This is a genomic window from Nocardia camponoti, from assembly GCF_014646135.1.
Classification (GTDB): Bacteria; Actinomycetota; Actinomycetes; order Mycobacteriales; family Mycobacteriaceae; genus Nocardia; species Nocardia camponoti.
The window spans coordinates 54,124-75,718 of record NZ_BMMW01000004.1 but is presented as its reverse complement, the minus strand read 5'-3'; the positions used below and the strand labels follow the sequence as shown (position 1 = coordinate 75,718).

The following is a 21,595-nucleotide window of genomic DNA, read 5'->3' as shown; positions in this document are numbered from 1 at the left end:
CGGCGGCATCGGCGTTCTCAACCCTGAGTCGACCCTATCGACCACGTGGTCGCGCCCGTGTCGTTGCGGGTGAGGACTAGGCGGCCGTCGTCTTGCAAGGTCAGGGTTGATGGGCCCGCGTTCCATGTTTTGGACGACCACACTGCCGCGCCCCGTGCGGGGTAGAGGACCAGGTTTCCGTCGGACTGGTTGATCAACGTCGCGCCTGTTGTTGTTCCGGTTGCCCATATCGGTTCGCCCGTTGTGCGGTACAGGACCAAGTTTCCGTCGCCCTGTAACCACAGTTCGTAAAGGCCGTTGCGGGACTTTAGTGAGGTGTCGCGGGTGAGGGTCGCGCCGACTAGCAGTTTGTCCTGGCTACTGGGCGGTGGTGGCGGCTGGGTTTCGCCTCGGAGTGCGGCAGTGACGTCGGTGAAGATCGGTTCCTTCGGCGCCATTGTTGTGGTTGTCAGGCCGAAGTGGCATTCGGGGTCGCCTGCCGCGGTGCAGCGGTCGCGGTAGGAATACACGAAAAGCGGGCCGGCGTAGGGGAGTGCCCGCCACATTTGGACACCCTGCACGAGGAATTTGCTGACGGTCGCCGCGCTCGGAATGGCGGCCAATCCGGCTGTCGGATAACCGAATTCAGTGCCCCAAACCTTCTTCGCGGTATCGCCGTTGCGGACCATGACCGAATGCACATTCGCGAGTTCGCCGCATGCCGGTGACTCAGCGGGCGGCCCGAACATATTCCACCAACGATTCACGCATTCGGGGTCAGCGGGACCTTTCCCTGAATTCCACGCCGGGTACGGGTGATGGGCGACGGCGTCGAAATAGTTGCGGTACCCGTTTCGGTAGGCCCAATCCAGCCACACGGACGGCGCGTTCGGATTCGTACTGCCCTGCACTGTTCCCGCGCCTGACGCCCCCGCGACGACAACGCACGAAGGGCACCCCGCCTTCACCCGCGAATAAGCGAGTTTTACAAGCTGCCAGTAGCGAGTCTTGCGGTCGGTCCCAAAGTTGCCGAACTGCACGAAGTTTGGTTCGTTCCACACCTCGTATGCCTGGACTTTGTTGCCGAAATGCGCGACGGTGCGGTCGATAATCGACGTCCAATCTTGGTCGCGAACCGGAAACCATTTGTCGTCACCATGATTCCCATTCGCCCACGGTGGTGCGTAGGCGAGCACGAGCAGAACGCGCATTCCCCGCGCGGCCGCGGCATTGACAACTGGATCAAGTTGATCCCATTTCAGGGCCGCCCCGCGCGATGGTTCGACGTACCACCAATCGAGGTCAACGCGCACAATCGGCGCTTTGGGGGCGACGGCGGATTGCATCGCGGGAAGTCGAGCGGCGAGGTCGCTCCCGGAAACGGACCCTTCCGCGAAACCGACATCGGCGGAAGTAAACGAATCGCCTGGGGCGGAAGTAGCTGTGCCGGGCACAGTCGACAAAATACCTGCGGCGAGTACGACCGCCACACTCCCCGCACGAATTCGCTTGAGCAACTCCAAGACCGGTTTCTTCATCCAGAATGCCCTTCTGTATGAAAATGTCGCGCTCGATGTGTGAGCTGAGTGTGCGCCCGGTCACACGACCGGCGACGAAGGCGCGCCGCGAGGAATTACCCCGTCGACCGCACCCCAACCGGGGCTTCCGCTCTGGCGAGCACCTCCTCGGGAGGTCCGGCCGCTTCGAGAACACCGTCGCGTAGCAGCAGGCAGTAGTCGGCGAGCGCGGCCTCGGCCATGTCGTGAGTTGCCTGCACCACGGTGACGCCGGTTGCGCTGATGTCGGCCAGCGCACGGGAGATCTCGGCGCGCGAAGCCGCGTCCAGCCCGGTCGACGGTTCGTCGAGAAGTACCAGGTCCGACTGCTGGGCTAGCGCTTGGGCGAGCAGGGTGCGTTGGCGCTGACCGCCGGAAAGGGTGTCGAGCCGTCGGGTCGCCAGGTCGGTGAGGTCCATTCGCTCTAGGCAGGCGCGCGTGATCTCGCGGTCGACTTTGGTGAGTCGCCGCCACGGACCCCGATGCGCCCAGCGGCCCATCGATACCGCATCGCGCACCGTCATCGGCATCGCGGCGGGAATCGCGCTGTGCTGCACGACGAAAGCTGGTTTGTGCGCGGTGGTTCGACGCACACTGCCCGACCGCGCCGACGCGGTGCCCGCGAGGATGCCGAGCAGGGTCGACTTGCCTGACCCGTTGGGTCCGACGATCGCGGTGATCCGGCCGCGCGGGATGGTCGCCGATATTTCCGACAGCACGGGCTGCCCGGCGTAGGCCGCTGTCAGGCGCTCAATTCGGAACGCCGCATCATCTGTGTGTTTCATCTCACCTCATTTGAAATGATAATCGTTTTCAGTATAGCTTCGCCGCTATGGATTGGCTGATCGCCCCGTTCGAGGTGGCATTCGTGCAACGAGCAATGTGGGGTGGCCTGCTTGTTTCCTGCGTCTGCGCCCTTGCTGGAACCTGGGTCGTGGTGCGCGGCATGGCATTTCTTGGCGACGCGATGGCGCACGGGATGCTGCCCGGCGTCGCGGTCGCGGCGCTGCTTGGTGGGAATCTGGTTGTCGGCGCGGCGATTAGCTGCACCGCGATGGCGTTCGGCGTATCGGCACTCTCGCGCGGCAAACGGTTCGCCGCCGACACCGCGATCGGACTGCTGTTCGTGGGGATGCTCGCGACCGGGGTGATTATCGTGTCGCGGTCACAGTCGTTCGCTGTCGATCTGACCGGGTTCCTCTTCGGTGACGTGCTCGCCGTACGCACGGTTGACCTGTGGTACCTCGTGATTGCGCTCGTGGTCGCGCTGGTGATCGCGGTGCTCGGGCACCGCGCGTTCGTCGCGTTGACTTTCGATCCGCGCAAAGCGCACACGCTCGGGTTGCATCCGAAGGCGGCGCAGGTGGCGCTGATCGGGTTGCTCACGTTGGCGATCGTTGCCTCGTTCCACGTCGTCGGGACGTTGCTGGTGTTCGGGTTATTGATCGCCCCGCCTGCGGCGGCGGTGTACTGGTCGGACCGGATTCCGGTGGTGATGCTGATCGCCGCGCTCATTGGCGGGTTCTCCACCATTGCGGGACTGGTCATTTCGTGGCACGCGGAAACGGCTGCTGGCGCGACTATCGCGGCGGTCGCGGTCGGGTTGTTCTTCGTCTCCGCGATTTGCTCAGCGGTGCGTGACCGGCTCGGGAAGGTGGGGGCCGCTTCGGTGGCCGCGCTTGCCGCGCTGCCGCTGGTGGGATGTGGTTCGGCCGAGGAACCTGCGCCGCTTGAGGAGGCGCCACACGGGTACGTCGCTGGTGCGGAAGAGATGAGCGAGGCGCAGACGCGCCTAGTTGTCGCGTCCGCGACCGGGGCTGTTCGGGTGATCGATCTGCTGAACGTCGCACCTACGCCGGAAAATGTTCAGCCGCAGGCTAATTCGCTGCCGACTGACGGAGTGGTCGGGGACGGGCGGTACGCGTATCTCAGCTCGGGGGCCTCGGTTCGGGTCGTTGACAGTGGTGGATGGACGGTCGAGCACGACGACCATCGGCACTACTACCAGGCACCCGTCCGCGATCTCGGCACGGTTGCTTTACCCAGCTCCGGACCGTCGGAGGTTCCGCGATCCGGCATTGTCGGTGCCTACGCCGACCCTGCAGTCACGTCGGTGGTGCTCGCGTCCGGGACGACGATCCTGTTCGACCGACCGACCCTCGATGGCGGCACTGTCCAACAGCAGCGCAGCGTAGCGGGCATCGCGCTGCCGTATGCCGAGCGGATCGTGGTCGCTGACAGTTCGGGTCGGGTGGAAGTGCGCGGTCGCGACGGCGCGTCCGTGCAGGCGCTGGACACCACGTGCCCGCAGCCGAAGGGGCAGGCCGTCACCAGGCGCGGAGTCGTTTTCGGCTGTGCAGACGGCGCGCTCGTGGTGACGCGACGCGAAAGCGACTTCGTCGCCGAGAAGATCGCGTACCCGAGCCCGACCACCGACCGAGCAACCGAATTCACGCACCGGCCCGGCAGCACCACGCTGACCGCGCTGGCTGGTCGCGACGGCGTGTGGGCGCTCGATATCAGGAAGGAGACCTGGACCCGAACCGCTGTCGCCGATCCGGTCGCGGTGAACACCGCTGGCGAAGGGGCGTCGCTGCTGGTGCTCACGCGCGACGGCGTCCTGCGCGGGATCGACCCCGAATCCGGTGCGGAGACGGCGCGCCTCACGGTGTCGGACGGGCCGGTCGATGGGCAGCCGGTGATCCGCGTCGACCCCAACCGCGCCTACGTCAATGACATTCGCGGTCGCAAGGTTCACGAGATCGCCTACAACGACAACCTCCGGGTGGCACGGACTTTCGAGTTGGACATCGCGCCCACGCTGATGGTGGAGACCGGGCTGTGAAGCGCACATCGAAAGCGGCGATCCGCCGAACGGTCCAGTTGATCTTGGCGGTCGCGTTGCTCGGGCCGCTGGTAAGCGCGTGCACACGCGGCGGCGAACGGTCCGGGATCGTGGTGACAACCAACATCCTCGGCGACCTGACGAAGGCGGTCGTCGGTGACTCGGTCCCGGTGACGGTGTTGATGCGGCCGGGCACCGACCCACACTCGTTCGCGATCTCCGCACGTCAGGCGGCCGAAATCGAGCGGGCCGCGCTGGTGGTGCACAACGGGCTCGGGCTTGAAGAAGGCGTGGCAAGACACGTGCGCGCGGCGGAGGGGGCGGGCGTTCCGGCCATTGCGGTTGCCGAGAAGGTCGACCCGATCCGCTACGCCTCCGACGAGTCCGTCGGACAACCCGATCCGCACTTCTGGACCGATCCGGCGCGGGTACGCTTGGCGGTCGAGGCGATCAGTGCGGAAGTGCTGGCCACGGTTAACGGGATCGATTCCGCTGTGGTGCAAGCGAATACGCGGCGCTACCTCGGTGAAATCGCCCAGCTCGATCGGTGGATGACCGACCGGTTCGCCTCGATCCCGACCGAGCGCAGGCAGCTGGTCACCGATCATCACGTATTCGGTTATCTCGCACAGCGATTCGGCTTTCGCGTGATCGGCGCGGTGCTCCCGAGCGGCACCACCCTCGCCTCACCCAGCGCATCGGACCTCGACGGACTCGCTACCGCGATCAGGGCCGCGGGAGTAAACGCGATATTCGCTGATTCCGCAGCGCCCGGCCGACTTTCGCGCGTCCTCGCCGAACACACCGGGTTGCAGGTGCGGGTGATCGCCCTGCACACCGAATCGCTGACCGGGCCCGGCGAGGGCGCAGCCACCTACCTGGAGATGGCGCGAGCCAATACCGAGGCCATCGCGCGCGGCTTAACCGGCCAACCAACGTAATTCACGCACGAAGAGATGGAGCAACACATGAATAGGTCACGGACCACCACGATGGTGGCCATGTCCGGGGCGATCGCTTCGGTGCTCGCGCTAAGCGCTTGCGGCACAGCCGATTCCGAACACAAGCACGAGCACACGCCGGGCGCTGAACCCGTCGCGCTCACCTATGACGGCGGCATCTACGTGCTCGACGGTGCCACCCTCGCCCAGGAAGGTGAGGTGAAACTCGAAGGGTTCAACCGACTCAACCCCGCCGGTGACGACGACCACGTGATGGTGTCGACCAAGGACGGCTTCCGGGTATTCGACGCCTACGCCGCTAAATTCACCGGAACCGAGTACGCCGCCAGCAAGCCCGGCCACGTAGTGCGTCACGCGGGCAAGACGGTGCTCTTTGCCGACGGCACCGGCGAGGTCACCGTCATCGACAGCGACAAGATCGATGGGGGGAAATCCTCGGAGGTGTACAAGGCGCCCACCGCGCACCACGGTGTCGCCCTCGAACTGAGCAACGGGAACATGCTGATCACGCTCGGCACCGCCGACGCGCGGGTCGGACTCGCTGTCCTTGACCCCAACCGCAAGGAGATCACCCGCAACGAGGACTGTCCGGGAGTTCACGGCGAAGCCGCAGCACAGGGCGAAGCGGTGGTAGTCGGTTGTCAGACCGGCGCTGTCATCTATCGCGACGGCAAGATCACCAAGGTGAAGAGCCCAAACCCCTACGGCCGGATCGGCAATATGTCCGGTAGCGAGGTTTCGCCGATCGTGCTCGGCGACTACAAGCAGGACAAGGATGCGGAACTCGAACGGCCGCAGCAGATTTCGCTGGTTAACACCACCGACGGCACCCTTCGCCTAGTCGACATCGGTACCAGTTACACCTTCCGTTCGCTGGGTCGCGGTCCGCAGGGTGAGGCGCTCGTGCTCGGCACCGACGGCAAGATCCACGTGATCGACCCGGTCGCGGGCGAGCAAGTTCGCACCATCGATGTGCTCGGTCCTTGGCAGGAGCCTCTCAACTGGCAGGAAGCGCGCCCGGCACTGTTCGTGCGTGGCGGGGTCGCTTACGTGACCGACCCGGCCGCCAAGAAGGTGCATCGCGTCGACTTAGCTGCCGGAAAGGTCACGGCCACAGCCACTCTCGCTGCCGCACCGAACGAGATCAGCGGCGTTAGCGCGCACTGAGCCCAGTTTGATGAGTCGGTTCCGCGATCGCGGGACCGACTCTGGGTTTCGGCGGCTGTTGTCGGCGACGTGGGTAGTCACCGAAAAATTGTGGAAAGTGCGAGGCCGGCGAGGAAGCACGGAATGGCGAGGCGAAGCGTGGATTATTGATCGGTACCAGGTCAAAGTCGATAAGGCTTCGGGCATCGTCAACGACCCCAACGACTGGTGCGACGAGCACGACGACCCGACCTACGACGGCCGTTCGATAGTCGTTGGGTCGGGCTGCAGTTCGGCGATCGTCGATTCCGGCACGCAGGGGGAGAATCCAGTCAGGCTCAGTGAGCCGTCGCCCTTACCTGCATCTTGGAGCTGCAGGCCGTACCCGTCGGGCAACGCAGCCTTCGACACCGAGGGTATCGACGAATCGACCTGCCAGCCATTGCGCTTCCACGCCTCCTGGATGGCTAGGAACTCCTCGCTGACGCGGCCGACCGGCAGTCCGGTGATCCAGTACCCGACTCTTAAATATCTAGGGCCGCTCGACTTCTCGTTGCCGTCCCAACACGGATTCGGGAGTGGCTTCACATGGTTCTTGACCGCAAGACCAGGATTGTCTGGTGTCTTTGAGAGGGCCGCACCCACCGGGAGTGACCTCAACACGTCTGTCATATAGCCGCGAATTGTTTGTTGTGCCTGTACGGCGGTGAGGTCACTATGCACGCGTGGAGATTCGGCACTTGATGCGCAGCCGACCAGAAAAATAATTGCCAGAACGGTCACAACCGACCTGGATAGCATCATTCGTATTCACCCCGCTGAAATTGTAGACAATTTTCCCTTCATCGTCGCGGCTATCGAAAAATTGTGGAGAGTGCGAGGCCGGCGAGGAAGCACGGGATGGCCAGGATGAAGGCCGCGAACGCGGCGAGGAGGCCGATCCCTGTGCGCCGCAGGCGAATTCGTGGCGCGATGCTCAGCCCGCTCATTGCGAGCAAGGCGGCTCCTGCCACGAGCGGCGTGGCAACAAGCCAGCCCGAACCGTGCGGCACCACCTTTGTGTAGGGAAGCGCAATGCACAGCAGGCCCACGGTGGCGGCAATAAACGACGCTGGCCCGAACCAGTCGTCGCGCACATAGCGGAAGGGGCGGGTCACGCGTTCGCCACGCAGACGAAGGCGACAAGTACTCCTGCGGTGAACACACCAACTGCGGCCCCGACCGTCGTCGGCGTCCTCCGCCACGCCAACCCTGCCGCGATCACGGCCAAGATGACGGCAACGATGGCGAACACGTGGTTCGGGGACGCCTCGTGCAACGACGCGCTCCCATCAGCAAGCCCAATCACAAACCCGAAGATCGCGGCTGCCGCGCAGGCACTTAGCGCGAGGGCGATGGTGGCAGACTGCCAAAACGCTGGGCCGCTCGGGTGAACGTTTTCTCGTTGCCTCATACGTCCTACTCGCCGAAGCCGCGATAGATGCCGTCTTCGTCCACGCTCTCGGCGAAGTCGGCGAAATCCATGTTGGCGAGCCAGAGGTTCACCTCGACCGCTCCCATCGCGCTTGGCGCTAGGCGGAACGTTTCGAAATCGTCGTCGGTGGTGTCGACGGCAAGGATCGGGTGTTCGGGCTCGGTCATCGTGGTCGCGTCGGCTAGGAAGAGGTAGGTGCGGTCGCCGACCAGCGCTGGCAAATCGTCGAGCGTGACACCGTCGAACGCGCGGTCGTCGACCGGCGTGAGGCCCGTGGCTGAATCCGCCAAATACGAATTCTGAACTGCGGTGAGGAGTTCGGCCCACGCCGCGTCGTCGCTGAAATCGGTGCGCAGGAGGATGGATTCGCCGTCTGGGATGGATTTCGCCATGCGGGGCAGACTAGTCGTCGTGGGGTTGGTGACGTCTGATGGCGACACCGCGTCGTTGCGGTTCGCGACCTAGGTCGCGGGACATAGTTGTCGGATGGGAAACGAAAGCACCGTCGCGGCGGCGTTCGAACCGTTGGTGCGGGCGGCGTTGGGTGCCAAGCCTGCGGTGCGGTTCGAGTTCTGGGACGGAAGCTCCATCGAATCCGGGAATGCGGGCACGATGCGGGTGCGGTCGCGGGACGCGGTGAGCCACATGGTCTGGGCGCCAGGGGAACTCGGGCTCGCGCGCGCCTACGTCAGTGGGAATGTGGAATTGGATGGCGACATCTTCACGATGCTGCGGTCGCTGCAGTTGACGGCCTCGGACGACGCGCACCTAGGGCTCGGCGCTACCTGGCAGGCCGTGGACGTGGCTCGCCGACTCGGCGCGCTCACTACGCGTCCGAAGCCGCCACCCGAAGAAGCGCGGCCCCGTCGCGGACCGGTGCACACCAAGCGTCGGGATGCGGCGGCGATCAGCCATCACTACGACGTGGGCAACGACTTCTACCGGCTGGTTCTCGGACCGAGCATGACCTACTCGTGCGCGCGGTTTGTCGACCAAGACAGCACACTCGGCGATGCCCAGGGTGCCAAGCATGAGCTGATCTGCCGCAAGTTAGGCCTGGCCGACCGGCCCGGTATGCGTCTGCTCGACGTTGGGTGTGGCTGGGGGTCGATGGCCATGCACGCGGCGTCAGTTTATGGCGCGCAAGTCGTCGGCGTCACGATCAGTCGCGAGCAAGCCGATCTCGCGCGCGAGCGAGTCAACGACGCCGGGCTCAGCGCGAATATTGAGATCCGGCTGTCGGACTACCGCGACTTGCAGGGCGAACAGTTCGACGCCATCTCTTCGATCGGCATGTTCGAACACGTCGGCAGCAAACGCGCTGCGGAGTACTTCGACACCCTGCGCGCACTGCTTGGCCCCGAAGGCCGTCTGCTCAACCACGCGATCTCATCCCCCGGCGGATCCACGATGGGCAGCCGTTCGTTCATCGGGCGCTATGTCTTCCCTGACGGGGAGCTCATCGATGTGGGTGAGGTCGCGTTGGCGATGCAGCGCGCCGGGTTTGAGGTGCGCGACGTCGAGGCGCTGCGCGAGCACTACGCGTTAACGCTGCGCCACTGGGTCGCCAATCTGGAAAGTGCTTGGGATCAAGCGGTTTCGCTCGTCGGCGAGGGCCGCGCCCGCATCTGGCGGCTGTACATGGCGGCTTCGGCACTGGGGTTTGAAGACGGAGGGTTAGGAATCCACCAGGTCCTCGGCGTAGTGCCGACAGCGCAGGGCAACTCAGGAATGCCAGCAACCCGTCGCAATTGGGGGTGAAGGTATCGGGCTAAGGGGCCGTGCTGATTTCCCGTAATCGCCGCGGGCTATTCCGCTTGGGACACTTTCGGGCCACTGCGGAGGTTTTGAGCCTGCGGGTGTCGGGATACTCCGGTGCTTTCAAAGTGGGCGCAGTAGGGATCGAACCTACGACCGCTGGTGTGTAAAACCAGTGCTCTACCGCTGAGCTATACGCCCCGTGCAAACAGGGCATCAAAGCCCGGGTTGCGACTATGAATCTAGCGCGGCCAACGCTTTCTCCCAAAGCGCCTGGTCACGGGGCTCTCCGGGGCCGTTCATTTCGGCGAAAGTGATGTAACCCGACTTGTCGATCACGTACGTTCCACGGTTCGGGTAGCCGCTTTTCTCGTTGAAAACGTCGTAGGCCTGCGTGACCGCACCATGCGGCCAAAAGTCCGACAACAACGGGAAGAGGTAGCCCTGTTCGGCCGCCCAGATCTTGTGCGTGGGGGGCGGGCCGACCGAGATAGCAAGGATCTCGGCGTTGTCGTTTTGGAACTTAGGCAGTTCGTCGCGCACCTTGCACAACTCGCCTTGGCAAATGCCGGTGAACGCCAGCGGGTAGAACACCAGCAGGACGTTCTTGCGGCCCCGATAATCCGACAGGGAGACCGGTTGGTTGTTCTGGTCTTTGAGGGTGAACTCGGGCGCGAGCGTGCCAACCGCGAGCGGCATGGGGTGGATCCTCCCGTTGGGTCTCAGCCGAACGACAACCGTTCGGCTGAGACCTTAGCGGACCAAATTAGGCGCGACGTCAGCGCTGTTTAGTCGGAGCCTTGGGCTGAACGAGGCGTGAGCCGGTCCAGCTACCGAGGCTGATAGTTGACGTTTGAGTAAGCCCAGCCGTGGGGGCGGCTTCGGCGATCTCGCTCGGGTCCACGTGTCCGGATTGACCAGTCTTGGGGGTGAGCACCCAGATGAATCCCTCGTCCGAAAGCGGACTGATGGCGTCCATCAGTTCGTCGGCCAAATCGCCATCGCCTTCGCGCCACCAGAGCAGGACAGCGTCAACGACCTCGTCGGAGTCCTCATCGACCATCTCGCCGCCGCTCACCTCCTCTATTTCGGCGCGCAAGTCGTCGTCGGTGTCTGTATCCCAGCCCAATTCCTGAACGACCAAGCCGTGAGAAATGCCAAGCTTCTGAGCGTAGTTCTGCGCGTCCGCCGCGGCGACCACGGTGGTGTCCTCCCTAAACTGCCGACAATAGATAGGTGCTAGCGAACACGCCTACGGCCCGTAGCGCAAGCTGATCGGACGAATTGGGACGGTCTGCCGCGTGTCGGAGGGCGAAAATTAGTTCGCTTGGCACGCGTCGTGGACGGCTGTTCGAGCGCCGTTGATGCGTCGGCTCGCCTCGTTGAGCTTGGCAACGGGCGAGCTGTAGGTCATTTTCTTGGTCTCGGCGGCGAGGTCGCGTGCGGCGGTCACATAGGCCGTGAATTTTTCTGCCAGCTCGGTCGGCAGCGCGCCAACGGCGGAGACGACGCCGGTCTCCACTTTCAGCGCCGCGTTGTCGAGGGTGGTGGCCGCGCCGTCGCGCTTGGCCGCGTAGTCGGGGGCGTTGGTGTCGTGGGCGGTGATGAAGTCGTTGTAGGCCTTGACGCCCGCGCTGGTCGTTGTCGCGAATTGGCCGCAATTGTCTTTGATCGCTTGGGTGCGCGCGGCGGCAGCTTTGGACGCGGCGGCGGCCGACGACGCGGCAGCGGCGGTGGTTTTGTAGGCGGCGACATCGGCTGCGTCAGTGGTCGGTGTGCCGGTGACCTGCGCGCCGCAGCCCGCGATGACCACGGCGGCCGCTGCGGCGGTGGTCGCGCACAGTAGTCCCAGCCGTTGCTGCTGCCTCATCCTGCGCGATCCCTTCAAAAAAGAAACTGGTTGGTATCCCCGTCGACGTGATGACCCGGACGAGCCTATCGGTAAGGATGGGGATGCGCCCGAACCATTAGCGACGGGTGGCCCGCACACCAAGCGGGCAGGCCCGGGGACCGTGGCAAGCCATCAGCGGCCACGCCCCCAAGTACGAGGAGCAGATTTGACCCACCTGATCCACTCTGACGCTTCCGAGAATTCCGCCGACTCCTCCACCGGAGCCGCCGCAGCCTCGCCAGCTAAACCGACTGGCGATCGCGTGCGAGTGATCCGGGACGGGGTGGCATCGTATTTGCCCGACATCGACCCGGAGGAAACCGGCGAATGGCTTGAATCCTTCGACGACATGCTCGATCGGGAAGGTCCCGGTCGCGCGCGCTATCTCATGCTGCGGTTGCTTGAGCGCGCTGGCGAACGACGAGTGTCGATTCCGGCGCTCACCTCAACCGACTACGTCAACACCATCCCCACCGAAAACGAGCCGTGGTTCCCCGGCGACGAGGAAACCGAGCGCCGCTTCCGCGCCTGGATTCGCTGGAACGCCGCGATCATGGTGCATCGCGCGCAACGACCCGGCATCGGCGTTGGCGGCCACATCTCGACCTACGCGTCGTCGGCGGCGCTGTATGAGGTTGGCTTCAACCACTTCTTCCGCGGCAAGGACGCCCCCGGCGGCGGCGACCAGGTGTATATCCAGGGCCACGCGTCGCCGGGTATTTACGCACGCGCGTTCCTCGAAGGCCGCATCAGCGCCGAACGCCTCGACGGATTCCGGCAGGAATACAGCCACGGCGGTTTCGGCAAGGGCCTGCCGTCGTATCCGCACCCGCGCACCTTCACCGACTTCTGGGAATTCCCCACTGTCTCAATGGGTCTCGGCCCGATGAACTCGATCTATCAGGCGCGGTTCAACCACTACCTGCACGATCGCGGCATCAAAGACACGTCGAACCAACATGTTTGGGCCTTCCTCGGCGACGGCGAGATGGACGAACCCGAGTCGCGCGGCCTGATTCAGGTCGCCGCCAACGAAGCGCTCGACAACCTCACCTGGGTGATCAACGCCAACCTGCAGCGCCTCGACGGCCCAGTTCGCGGTAACGGCAAGATCATTCAGGAACTTGAGTCGTTCTTCCGTGGCGCCGGCTGGAACGTGATCAAGGTGGTGTGGGGTCGCGAGTGGGACGCGCTGCTGAGCGCCGACCGCGACGGTGCCCTGGTGAATCTGATGAACACCACCCCCGACGGCGACTACCAGACCTACAAAGCCAACGACGGCGCGTACGTGCGTGACCACTTCTTCGGTCGCGATCCGCGCACAAAAGCGTTGGTTGCCAACATGTCTGACAGCGACATCTGGAACCTCAAGCGCGGCGGCCACGACTATCGCAAGGTGTACGCGGCCTATTCGGCGGCGATGGCGCACAAGGGTCAGCCCACGGTGATCATCGCCAAAACGATCAAGGGCTACACCCTCGGCAAGCACTTCGAAGGTCGCAACGCAACGCATCAGATGAAAAAGCTTGCGCTGCAAGACCTTAAGGACTTCCGCGACCTGCAGCGCATCCCCATCAGCGACGCCGAGCTGGAAAAAGACCCGTACTTGCCGCCGTACTACCACCCCGGCATGAACAACCCGGTGATCCAGTACGCGCTTGATCGGCGAAAGTCGTTGGGCGGCTTCGTGCCTGAGCGTCGCTCGCCTGCCAAGCCGTTGAAGTTGCCTGGCGACGAGGCGTATCGGTCGGTGCGCAAGGGGTCGGGCAAGCAGCAGGTCGCGACTACGATGGCGTTGGTTCGTCTGGTCAAGGAACTGTTGCGCGACCCTGAGATCGGCAAGCGCATCGTGCCGATCATCCCCGACGAGGCCCGCACGTTCGGCATGGATTCGTGGTTCCCGACGCTCAAGATCTACAACCGCAACGGGCAGCTCTACACGTCCGTCGACGCCGATCTGATGCTCGCCTACAAGGAGAGTTCGGCCGGTCAGATCATGCACGAGGGCATCAACGAAGCCGGTTCGACGGCGTGCTTCACCGCCGCTGGCACGTCGTACGCCACGCACGGCGAGCCGATGATTCCGCTCTACATCTTCTATTCGATGTTCGGTTTCCAACGCACCGGCGACAGCTTCTGGGCCGCCGCCGACCAGCTCGCGCGCGGTTTCGTGCTCGGCGCGACGGCCGGTCGCACCACGCTGACCGGAGAAGGCCTGCAGCACAACGACGGTCAGTCGCTGCTGCTCGCGTCGACCAACCCGGCGGTTGTGACCTATGACCCGGCGTTCTCGTTTGAAATCGCGCACATCATGCGTGACGGACTGCGGCGCATGTTCGGCGGCGGCCCCGAGACGCCGTCGCCGATGCCAGGCACGCAACCCAAGCCGATCGGCAACTTCGGTGGCGAGGACGTTTACTACTACATCACCCTCTACAACGAGCCGTATGTGCAGCCGCCCGAGCCGGAGAACCTCGATGTCGAAGGGCTGCTGAAGGGCATCTACCGCTACCGCGAAGGCGGCGCGGGCGACATCAAAGCCCAGATTCTGGTCTCTGGTGTCACGGTGCCGATCGGGCTTGAAGCCCAGGAACTCCTCGCGAACGAGTGGGGTGTGAGCGCGGATGTGTGGTCGGTGACGTCGTTCGGTGAGCTGCGGCGCGACGCGGTTGTTCGCGAGATCAACGCGATCAAACACCCCGAGGTCGACCACGGCACACCGTATGTCACCGAGGCGCTCGCCGAGGCGCGCGGACCGGTTGTCGCCGCGACCGACTGGATGCGCGCTGTCTCCGACCAGATCCGTCAATGGGTGCCCGGCGACTACATCACGCTCGGCACCGACGGGTTCGGCTTCTCCGACACCCGCCCGGCTGGCCGTCGCGTTTTCAATATCGACGCCCAGTCGATCGTGGTCGCTGTGCTGTCCGGGCTCGCGAAAGAGGGAACCTTCGATCACATGAAGGTCGTCGAAGCCGCACGTAAATACGGCATCGACAGCGTCGCCGCCGCGCCGAAGCCCGACGCGGACGCACCCGAGGAACTCGCGTAGCGGACTATTGAACTGTGGAACGTAAGCCGCCGCGGCCGCGCCGCATCTCCGAGGGCACAAGCGAGCACGAGGTTTACCTGCCGACCGGGGCGCTCACGCCCAATCGGCAGACTCGTGATCCGCTGCCCGACACGTTGCTGCGGCGGGTGAAGCAGTTCTCTGGGCGGCTATCGACCGAGGCGGTCGGGTCAATGCAGGACCGGTTGCCGTTCTTCGCCGATCTGGACGCCGCGCAGCGTGCGGGCGTCCAGATGTTGGTGCAGACGGCGGTGGTGAATTTCCTTGAGTGGCTGCAAGATCCAGAATCGGATATTCGATTCAGTCTTGACGCGTTCCAGGTGATTCCGCAGGATCTGGCGCGGCGGCTCACGCTGCGCCAGACCGTCGACATGGTGCGCGTCGCCATGGACTTCTTCGAACAGTGGCTGCCCGCCCTTGCTCGCAATGACCGGCAGCTTGTCGCGTTGACTGAGGCGGTGTTGCGATACGGGCGTGAGCTCGGTTTCGCCGCCGCCTCGGTTTACGCGAGCGCGGCCGAGTCGCGTGGTGCGTGGGATACGCGTCTTGAGGCCCTGGTGGTCGACGCGGTCGTGCGCGGCGACACCGGTCCCGACATGCTTTCGCGGGCCGCCACGCTCAACTGGGACGCCACCGCGCCCGCAACGGTGCTTGTTGGTACGCCGCCTGCCGACCAGGGTGTGTCGACGGTTGGCGCGGTGCACACGATCGCGTCGCGGCACGGTCGGGCGGCGCTCGCGGTGGTGCAAGGTGCGCGCCTTGTCATGGTCGTTAGTGGGCACCTTGGCGAGTCGGGGATGGGAACGCCGTTCCTCACCGACCTGCTCGCTGACGTCTTCGGCGACGGTCCCGTTGTCATCGGCCCAACCATGCGTACGCTCAGCGCCGCGCACGCCAGCGCTATCGAGGCGCTTGCCGGAATGGAAGCCGTTGTTGGCTGGCGAGGCGCGCCAAGGCCCGTTCACGCGGGCGAGCTGTTACCAGAACGGGCCCTGTTAGGCGATAGAGCTGCGATAGACGCGCTAAACGAGTATCTTGTGCTCCCGTTGGCATCGGCGGGATCTTCGTTATCCGACACACTCGATGCCTACTTAGATTGTGGCGGCGCGGTAGAGACTTGTGCGCGCCAGCTGTACGTCCATCCAAATACCGTTCGGTACCGTCTGAAACGAATCGGCGAGATTACCGGGCGTGACCCGATGAATCCTCGGGACGCATATGTGCTGCGCATCGCAGCCACAGTGGGGCGTTTGACACGAACCAGTAACGAATCGTCCCCATCTGTCGCAGATGTCGCATCTGTAACAATTCGTGAAGAGTCACTGTAACGAGATTGAAGATTCGGTCGATCCGGACTTCCCACCACGGATTTTGTGGGACCCCTACAAAAGCTCACCCTAAGGTTCATTCGCGCCGACATCTCATGCGGCCCGCGTCACAGTGTTTTCTTAGGGGGTGATCGCGTTGTTCACCCCTGGACAGGGGTCCCAGACACCAGGCATGCTCGCGCCGTGGCTCGCTCTTCCCGGCGCCGCTGACCGCATCGAGCTGTGGTCGAAGGCCGCGGGCCTCGACCTCGCCCGTCTCGGCACCACCGCCACGGCGGAGGAAATCGTCGACACGGCCGTCACTCAGCCGCTCGTTGTTGCCGCGGCGCTGTTGGCCTTCGCCGAAATCGCCCCGGAAGCGTTCCCGGCGGATACAGTCGTCGCCGGGCACTCGGTCGGCGAATTCGCCGCGGCCGCGGTGGCAGGCGTTATCACCGCCGATGAAGCGGTGAGCTTGGCTGCCATTCGTGGCCGGGAGATGGCAAGGGCTTGCGCGCTTACTCCCACCGGAATGTCCGCGGTGCTCGGCGGCGATGAAGACGCCGTGCTCGCTCGGCTCGCCGAACTCGATCTCGTCCCGGCCAACCGCAACGCGGTAGGCCAGATCGTGGCGGCGGGCGCACTGGATGCTCTGGCGGAGCTCGCCGCGAACCCGCCGGAGAAGGCACGGGTCCGCGCATTGCCCGTCGCCGGTGCGTTCCACACCAACTTCATGGCCCCGGCACAGGAAGCTGTCGCCGAGGCCATCGCCCAGATCTCGCCGAGCGACCCGATTCGGACGCTGCTGTCGAACTTCGATGGTCAGCCCGTCACCTCGGGTGCCGACGCGATCGCCAAGCTCGCGGCCCAGGTCACGCGCCCAGTTCGCTGGGACCTGTGCACCGAAACCGTTCGCGCCGCTGGTGTTTCGGCTGTTGTCGAATTGCCGCCCGCTGGCACCCTCGTCGGGATCGCCAAGCGCGAGCTCAAGGGCACGCCGAACCTGGCGCTCAAGACCCCCGACGACCTCGCCGCCCTGCCCGGGTTGGCTGTGACCGCGGGCACCAACTAGCTTTCCCCCGGCGGTCATTCACGACGAGGTGAATGACTTCCATCCCACCCCATCACGTAGCTACAAGAAGGGAGCCACCAAAGTGGCCGCTCTGACCCAGGAACAGATCGTCGAAGAACTTGGCAAGATCGTTGAAGAGGTGACCGGTATCGAGCCCTCCGAGGTCACGCTGGAGAAGTCCTTCGTCGAGGACCTGGACATCGACTCGCTGTCGATGGTCGAAATCGCCGTGCAGCTCGAAGACAAGTTCGGCGTGAAGATCCCCGACGAGGATCTCGCCAGCCTGAAGACCGTCGGCGACGGTGTCGCTTACGTCCAGAAGCTTGAGGCCGAGAACGGTGAGCTCGCCGCTGAGCTCAAGGCCAAGTTCGACTCCGAGTAGGGCTGAACTTTGACCACTCCTGCTCCCAGTACTTTGAACGGGAACTTCCCCAACGTTGTCGTCACCTCGATGGCGGCAACGACGTCGATCGCCGGTGACGTCGACGCGACGTGGAAGGGACTCCTCAACGGTGAGAGCGGAATCGACGTTCTCGAGGATTCCTTCATCGAGGAATATGACCTGCCGGTGCGTATCGGCGGTCACCTGAAGGTCAGCCCCGACACCCTGCTGAGCCGCGTCGAAATCCGCCGCATGGCGTATGTCGAGCGTCTCGCGACCGTCCTCGGTCGTGAGGTTTGGCGCAACGCGGGCAGCCCGGAAGTCGATCCCGAACGCCTCGGCGTCGCGATTGGTACCGGTCTCGGTGGTGGCGACGCCCTGATCGACTCGGTCGACAAGCTGAAGAACGGTGGCTACCGCAAGATCTCGCCGCTGGCTGTTCAGATGGTCATGCCGAACGGTCCGTCGGCTGTCGTCGGGCTCGAACTCAAGGCCAGGGCGGGAGTGGTCACTCCGGTCTCGGCGTGCTCGTCGGGTTCGGAGGCCATCGCCAACGCGTGGCGGATGATCGTGATGGGTGACGCCGACATCGTCGTCACCGGTGGCGTCGAGGGCTTCATCGACTCGGTGCCGATCGCGGCGTTCTCCATGATGCGCGCGATGAGCACTCGCAACGACGATCCGAAGGGTGCTTCGCGTCCCTTCGATAAGGATCGCGACGGCTTCGTCTTCGGTGAAGCGGGCGCGCTCATGGTCATTGAGACCGAAGAGCACGCCAAGGCTCGCGGGGCGACCATCCACGCTCGCCTCCTCGGCGCCGGCATCACGTCGGATGGCTTCCACCTCGTGGCACCCGACCCTGAGGGCACCGGTGCGGCGCGGGCGATGCAGCGGGCGATGCAGACCGCTGGACTCACCAAGTCCGACATCACCCACATCAACGCCCACGCGACCGCGACGCCCGTCGGCGATACCGCCGAGTGCAACGCGATCCACAAGGCGATCGGCACCCACGCTTCGGTGTATGCGCCGAAGTCGGCGCTCGGTCACTCGATCGGCGCTGTTGGCGCCCTTGAGTCGATCCTCACGGTGCTTTCCATCCGTGACGGAATCGTGCCGCCAACCCTGAACCTGGAAAACCAGGATCCGGCGATCGACCTCGATGTGGTGCACGGGGAGGCCCGTCGCCAGGAAATCGAGTACGCGATCAACAACTCCTTCGGTTTTGGTGGGCACAATGTCGCGCTCGCCTTCGGTCGGGCATAACCCGCTCCGCCCGTAGGTGCATCTCGATCCTCGGTGCGGGGGTCGCGCCAACTACATGGTTCGACCCCGCCCGTGGTTCGCCATACGCAGCCGCGACAACAGCGGCCACACATTCTGCGAAGGTAGGAGTAAACGCGATGACCATCATTGCTCCCGCGTTTCAAGACACGACGACCGATCCGCGTGACCCGCTCGGTCGGCTCCAACGATTCTTCGATCCCGGCACTGTCCTGCCGCTACACCCGCGGGATAAGTCCGGTGTTCTCGCCGCCATCGGCGAGGTCGACGGTGTTCGCACTGTCGCCTACTGCTCTGACGCCACTGTCATGGGCGGCGCGATGGGCGTCGAGGGCTGCAAGCACATTGTCGACGCGATCGACACCGCCATCGATTCCGGCATTCCGGTAGTCGGCCTGTGGCATTCCGGTGGCGCGCGTCTCGCCGAAGGTGTTGAGGCGCTGCACGCCGTTGGCCTGGTTTTCGAGGCGATGGTTCGCGCTTCGGGCCTGGTTCCCCAGATCTCGGTTGTCCTCGGTTTCGCCGCCGGTGGTGCCGCCTACGGTCCCGCGCTCACCGACATCGTCATCATGGCGCCTGAGGGTCGCGTTTTCGTGACCGGTCCCGACGTTGTTCGCAGCGTGACCGGCGAGAACGTCGACATGGAAACCCTCGGTGGGCCAACAACGCATTACAAGAAGTCGGGCGTGTGCCACATCGCCGCCGACGACGAGCCCGACGCGCTGCACCGCGCCCGTCGCCTCGTTTCGATGTTCGCCGAGCAGGGCGAATTCGACCAGGCTGCCGCTGAGCACGGCGACATCGACCTCAAGGCGATGCTCCCCGAGTCGGCCAAGCGTGCTTACGACGTGAAGCCGATCATCCACGAGCTGCTCGACAACGTCGAATCTCCTGATGGCGCAACCGAATCCACGTTCGAAGAGCTCCAGGGCGGCTACGCGCGCAGCATGGTCGTTGGCCTTGGTCGCCTCGGTGGTCGCACCGTCGGCGTGCTCGCCAACAACCCGCTTCGCCTCGGCGGTTGCCTCAACTCCGAAAGCGCGGAGAAGGCGTCGCGGTTCGTTCGCCTGTGCGACGCGTTCGGCATCCCGCTGATCGTCGTCACCGACGTGCCCGGCTACCTGCCTGGCGTTGGTCAGGAACTGGAAGGCGTCGTGCGACGTGGCGCGAAGCTGCTGCACGCCTTCGCCGAAGCTCGCGTTCCGCGCGTCACGCTGGTCACCCGCAAGATTTACGGTGGCGCGTACATCGCGATGAACGCCCGCTCGCTCGGTGCGACGGCCGTGTACGCGTGGCCCGGTTCCGAGGTCGCGGTCATGGGCGCGAAGGCCGCGGTTGGCATTCTGCACAAGAAGAAGCTGGCCGCAGCGCCCGAAGCTGAGCGCGAAGCACTGCACGAGCAGCTCACCCTTGAGCACGAGAAGATCGCCGGTGGCGTTGAGCGCGCTGTCGCGATTGGTGTTGTCGACGAGGTGATCGACCCGGCGAAGACGCGCAGCATCATCGCCGCCGCGTTGGCGTCGGCACCGGCTCGCAAGAGCCACCACAAGAACATCCCGCTGTAAGGATTGTTTGTGGAGAGGCCCCGCTGGAACTCAGCGGGGCCTTTTCGTGTTGCGCGCATAATGGCCACATGCGTTATGACGAGATTGGGGACGTTCCGTGTTCGATCACGCGGCCGCTCGCGATCTTTGGTGATCGCTGGACGCTGCTCATCCTCAAGTACTCGTTTGCCGGGGTGCGACGGTTCATGGGATTCCATGACGCCCTTGGGATTTCGCGCAGTCGGCTAGCGGAGCGGCTCGATCGACTCGTTGAGCATGAGATTCTCAGCAAGCACCCGGCAGGCGGGTACGAGGAGTACCGGCTCACCGAAAAAGGGCACGCCATCTACCCGATTCTGATGGCGATTCGCGATTGGGGCGACGCGTACATGGCACCCGACGGTCCGCCGGTGCGGTACGAGCATCGCGACTGTGGCGGTGAGGCGCATGTACACCTGACCTGCGATGTGTGCGGGAAGGACGTCACCGCGCGCGATATCGCGGTGTCGCCTGGGCCCGGGTTAGGTGGTTAGTCGCGGTACCAGGTGACCTGGTCGTCGAGTGGGGCGCGCGAGGTGCGGAAGGTGTTGATCGGGCTTTCCGGGTCGGGGTAGCCGAAGGAGACGCCGAAGACCACCTTGCGGTTGTCGGGGATGGCGAAGTACTCGTGGATGAAGGGGGAGTAGGACGCGAGTGCCGCCTGTGGGGCCGCGCCGAGGCCGAGCGCTTGCGCGCCGAGGAGGAAGCTTTGTAGCCAGAGGCCGGTGTCGACGGCACCGTAGACGCCGAGGTCGGCCTCCGAGGTCACGATCGCGACGTGCGGGGCGTCGAAAAGTTCGAAGTTGCGGATCATTTGCCGCAGGGTCTTCTCGTGGTCGCCCTTGACGATGCCGACGCTGTCGTAGAGCTGGAAGCCGCACTCGCGTCGACGGTCGCGGTAGATGCCTTCGTACTTCGCGGGGAAGTCGAAATCTGGTGCCTGCGAAGCAGATTGGATGTGGGTGAGCAGTTCTTTGCGGAACCGGTCGGTGCCAGCGCCCGAGGTGACGACCACCTGCCACGGCTGGGTGTTGCACCACGACGGGGTGCGTTGGCCGAGGCTGAGTAGTTGCTCGATGGTTGCGTCGTCGACCTGGTCGGGCAGGAATTGCCGACACGTCCAGCGTTCGTCGGCGAGGCGGCGCAGGGTGGCGAAATCATCGAGCGGTGCCATGGCGGCTCCCTAACCTAGTCTCATTTTGAGACCACATTAGCAGTATTGGCGGACCGCCACCAGAAGTAACGGTTCGGGTCGGCGCGGGGGTGTCGTCCGGTTTGGGCGTTGT

The 21,595-nt window shown here is 64.4% G+C and carries 21 protein-coding genes, 1 tRNA gene and 1 pseudogene; 12 read left to right on the top strand and 11 right to left on the bottom strand.

What is annotated here, in order from left to right; all coding sequences use genetic code 11:
* Positions 1-17: 17 nt before the first annotated feature.
* Entirely contained in the window at positions 18-1,517 is a 1,500-nt protein-coding gene (locus IEX78_RS18870; RefSeq protein WP_188830356.1) for a hypothetical protein, read from the bottom strand.
* Between the two features lie 95 nt (positions 1,518-1,612).
* Complete coding sequence (gene aztA / locus IEX78_RS18865; protein ID WP_188830355.1) at positions 1,613-2,320, bottom strand: zinc ABC transporter ATP-binding protein AztA; 708 nt, start codon at positions 2,318-2,320, stop codon at positions 1,613-1,615.
* A gap of 47 nt (positions 2,321-2,367) precedes the next feature.
* Here aztA and aztB point away from each other — a divergent pair, with 47 nt between their 5' ends.
* The 4 genes and pseudogenes from aztB to IEX78_RS18845 form a co-directional block, all read left to right on the top strand.
* Positions 2,368-4,380 (top strand): zinc ABC transporter permease AztB, encoded by a 2,013-nt coding sequence (gene aztB / locus IEX78_RS18860; protein WP_188830354.1) that lies wholly within the window; start codon positions 2,368-2,370, stop codon positions 4,378-4,380.
* Complete coding sequence (aztC, locus tag IEX78_RS18855; protein ID WP_373291621.1) at positions 4,377-5,321, top strand: zinc ABC transporter substrate-binding protein AztC; 945 nt, start codon at positions 4,377-4,379, stop codon at positions 5,319-5,321. Before aztB ends, aztC begins: the two co-directional genes overlap by 4 nt.
* Positions 5,322-5,348: 27 nt before the next feature.
* Positions 5,349-6,509: a zinc metallochaperone AztD gene (gene aztD / locus IEX78_RS18850; RefSeq protein ID WP_373291620.1), complete on the top strand. Its 1,161-nt coding sequence runs from the start codon at positions 5,349-5,351 to the stop codon at positions 6,507-6,509.
* Between the two features lie 136 nt (positions 6,510-6,645).
* Positions 6,646-6,744, top strand: a pseudogene (locus IEX78_RS18845) (type ISP restriction/modification enzyme); the annotation flags it as partial.
* On the opposite strand, the gene IEX78_RS18840 reads toward IEX78_RS18845, so the two are convergent.
* The 4 genes from IEX78_RS18840 to IEX78_RS18825 all read right to left on the bottom strand — a co-directional run bounded on the left by IEX78_RS18840 (position 6,741) and on the right by IEX78_RS18825 (position 8,354).
* Entirely contained in the window at positions 6,741-7,133 is a 393-nt protein-coding gene (locus tag IEX78_RS18840; protein WP_188830783.1) for a hypothetical protein, read from the bottom strand. The pseudogene IEX78_RS18845 and the gene IEX78_RS18840 sit on opposite strands and share 4 nt — an antisense overlap.
* A 209-nt stretch (positions 7,134-7,342) precedes the next feature.
* The gene (locus IEX78_RS18835) at positions 7,343-7,645 is read right to left on the bottom strand and encodes a hypothetical protein (RefSeq protein WP_188830352.1); all 303 of its coding nucleotides are present in this window, start codon (positions 7,643-7,645) and stop codon (positions 7,343-7,345) included.
* Positions 7,642-7,941: a hypothetical protein gene (locus tag IEX78_RS18830; RefSeq protein ID WP_188830351.1), complete on the bottom strand. Its 300-nt coding sequence runs from the start codon at positions 7,939-7,941 to the stop codon at positions 7,642-7,644. Before IEX78_RS18830 ends, IEX78_RS18835 begins: the two co-directional genes overlap by 4 nt.
* Positions 7,942-7,946: 5 nt before the next feature.
* Positions 7,947-8,354 carry a DUF6924 domain-containing protein gene (locus IEX78_RS18825; RefSeq protein WP_188830350.1) on the bottom strand — a complete coding sequence of 136 codons (408 nt, stop codon included), beginning with the start codon at positions 8,352-8,354 and terminating at the stop codon, positions 7,947-7,949.
* 94 nt (positions 8,355-8,448) lie between these two features.
* On the opposite strand from IEX78_RS18825, the gene IEX78_RS18820 reads away from it, so the two are divergent.
* Positions 8,449-9,723 carry a class I SAM-dependent methyltransferase gene (locus IEX78_RS18820; RefSeq protein WP_188830349.1) on the top strand — a complete coding sequence of 425 codons (1,275 nt, stop codon included), beginning with the start codon at positions 8,449-8,451 and terminating at the stop codon, positions 9,721-9,723.
* Positions 9,724-9,849: 126 nt separating this feature from the next.
* Here IEX78_RS18820 and IEX78_RS18815 read toward each other — a convergent pair.
* The 4 genes from IEX78_RS18815 to IEX78_RS18800 form a co-directional block, all read right to left on the bottom strand.
* Positions 9,850-9,921 (bottom strand) — tRNA-Val (locus IEX78_RS18815).
* Positions 9,922-9,954: 33 nt separating this feature from the next.
* On the bottom strand, positions 9,955-10,419 hold the full coding sequence (locus IEX78_RS18810; RefSeq protein WP_188830348.1) for a peroxiredoxin: 465 nt from the start codon (positions 10,417-10,419) through the stop codon (positions 9,955-9,957).
* A gap of 79 nt (positions 10,420-10,498) precedes the next feature.
* Positions 10,499-10,921: a DUF3052 domain-containing protein gene (locus tag IEX78_RS18805; RefSeq protein WP_188830347.1), complete on the bottom strand. Its 423-nt coding sequence runs from the start codon at positions 10,919-10,921 to the stop codon at positions 10,499-10,501.
* Between the two features lie 117 nt (positions 10,922-11,038).
* A complete protein-coding gene (locus tag IEX78_RS18800; RefSeq protein ID WP_188830346.1) occupies positions 11,039-11,590 on the bottom strand; it encodes an Rv2240c family protein in 552 nt (183 codons plus the stop codon).
* Positions 11,591-11,777: 187 nt separating this feature from the next.
* Here IEX78_RS18800 and aceE point away from each other — a divergent pair, with 187 nt between their 5' ends.
* The 7 genes from aceE to IEX78_RS18765 all read left to right on the top strand — a co-directional run bounded on the left by aceE (position 11,778) and on the right by IEX78_RS18765 (position 20,803).
* Positions 11,778-14,663, top strand: coding sequence for a pyruvate dehydrogenase (acetyl-transferring), homodimeric type (gene aceE, locus IEX78_RS18795; protein ID WP_188830345.1), 2,886 nt, complete (start codon positions 11,778-11,780; stop codon positions 14,661-14,663).
* 44 nt (positions 14,664-14,707) lie between these two features.
* Positions 14,708-16,009: a PucR family transcriptional regulator gene (locus IEX78_RS18790; protein ID WP_188830741.1), complete on the top strand. Its 1,302-nt coding sequence runs from the start codon at positions 14,708-14,710 to the stop codon at positions 16,007-16,009.
* Between the two features lie 127 nt (positions 16,010-16,136).
* The gene (locus tag IEX78_RS18785; protein ID WP_188830344.1) at positions 16,137-17,060 is read left to right on the top strand and encodes an ACP S-malonyltransferase; all 924 of its coding nucleotides are present in this window, start codon (positions 16,137-16,139) and stop codon (positions 17,058-17,060) included.
* An 82-nt stretch (positions 17,061-17,142) separates the two neighbouring features.
* Positions 17,143-17,442 (top strand): meromycolate extension acyl carrier protein AcpM, encoded by a 300-nt coding sequence (gene acpM, locus IEX78_RS18780; RefSeq protein ID WP_188830343.1) that lies wholly within the window; start codon positions 17,143-17,145, stop codon positions 17,440-17,442.
* A gap of 9 nt (positions 17,443-17,451) precedes the next feature.
* Positions 17,452-18,708, top strand: a complete 1,257-nt coding sequence (locus IEX78_RS18775) for a KasA/KasB family beta-ketoacyl-ACP synthase (RefSeq protein WP_188830342.1) — start codon at positions 17,452-17,454, stop codon at positions 18,706-18,708.
* Positions 18,709-18,845: 137 nt separating this feature from the next.
* Positions 18,846-20,291 (top strand): acyl-CoA carboxylase subunit beta, encoded by a 1,446-nt coding sequence (locus tag IEX78_RS18770; protein ID WP_188830341.1) that lies wholly within the window; start codon positions 18,846-18,848, stop codon positions 20,289-20,291.
* 68 nt (positions 20,292-20,359) lie between these two features.
* Positions 20,360-20,803: a winged helix-turn-helix transcriptional regulator gene (locus IEX78_RS18765; RefSeq protein WP_188830340.1), complete on the top strand. Its 444-nt coding sequence runs from the start codon at positions 20,360-20,362 to the stop codon at positions 20,801-20,803.
* Here the strand turns inward: IEX78_RS18765 and IEX78_RS18760 are convergent.
* Positions 20,800-21,483, bottom strand: coding sequence for a nitroreductase (locus IEX78_RS18760; protein WP_188830339.1), 684 nt, complete (start codon positions 21,481-21,483; stop codon positions 20,800-20,802). The genes IEX78_RS18765 and IEX78_RS18760 overlap by 4 nt on opposite strands.
* Positions 21,484-21,595 lie beyond the last annotated feature (112 nt).

Excerpts from the sequence above, each read along its gene's own strand:
- IEX78_RS18870 (WP_188830356.1), bottom strand. The coding sequence starts at position 1,517 with ATGAAGAAACCGGTCTTGGAGTTGCTCAAGCGAATTCGTGCGGGGAGT.
- aztA (WP_188830355.1), bottom strand. The coding sequence starts at position 2,320 with ATGAAACACACAGATGATGCGGCGTTCCGAATTGAGCGCCTGACAGCG.
- aztB (WP_188830354.1), top strand. The coding sequence starts at position 2,368 with ATGGATTGGCTGATCGCCCCGTTCGAGGTGGCATTCGTGCAACGAGCA.
- aztD (WP_373291620.1), top strand. The coding sequence starts at position 5,349 with ATGAATAGGTCACGGACCACCACGATGGTGGCCATGTCCGGGGCGATC.
- IEX78_RS18830 (WP_188830351.1), bottom strand. The coding sequence starts at position 7,941 with ATGAGGCAACGAGAAAACGTTCACCCGAGCGGCCCAGCGTTTTGGCAG.
- IEX78_RS18825 (WP_188830350.1), bottom strand. The coding sequence starts at position 8,354 with ATGGCGAAATCCATCCCAGACGGCGAATCCATCCTCCTGCGCACCGAT.
- IEX78_RS18820 (WP_188830349.1), top strand. The coding sequence starts at position 8,449 with ATGGGAAACGAAAGCACCGTCGCGGCGGCGTTCGAACCGTTGGTGCGG.
- IEX78_RS18810 (WP_188830348.1), bottom strand. The coding sequence starts at position 10,419 with ATGCCGCTCGCGGTTGGCACGCTCGCGCCCGAGTTCACCCTCAAAGAC.
- IEX78_RS18800 (WP_188830346.1), bottom strand. The coding sequence starts at position 11,590 with ATGAGGCAGCAGCAACGGCTGGGACTACTGTGCGCGACCACCGCCGCA.
- IEX78_RS18770 (WP_188830341.1), top strand. The coding sequence starts at position 18,846 with ATGACCATCATTGCTCCCGCGTTTCAAGACACGACGACCGATCCGCGT.
- IEX78_RS18765 (WP_188830340.1), top strand. The coding sequence starts at position 20,360 with ATGCGTTATGACGAGATTGGGGACGTTCCGTGTTCGATCACGCGGCCG.
- IEX78_RS18760 (WP_188830339.1), bottom strand. The coding sequence starts at position 21,483 with ATGGCACCGCTCGATGATTTCGCCACCCTGCGCCGCCTCGCCGACGAA.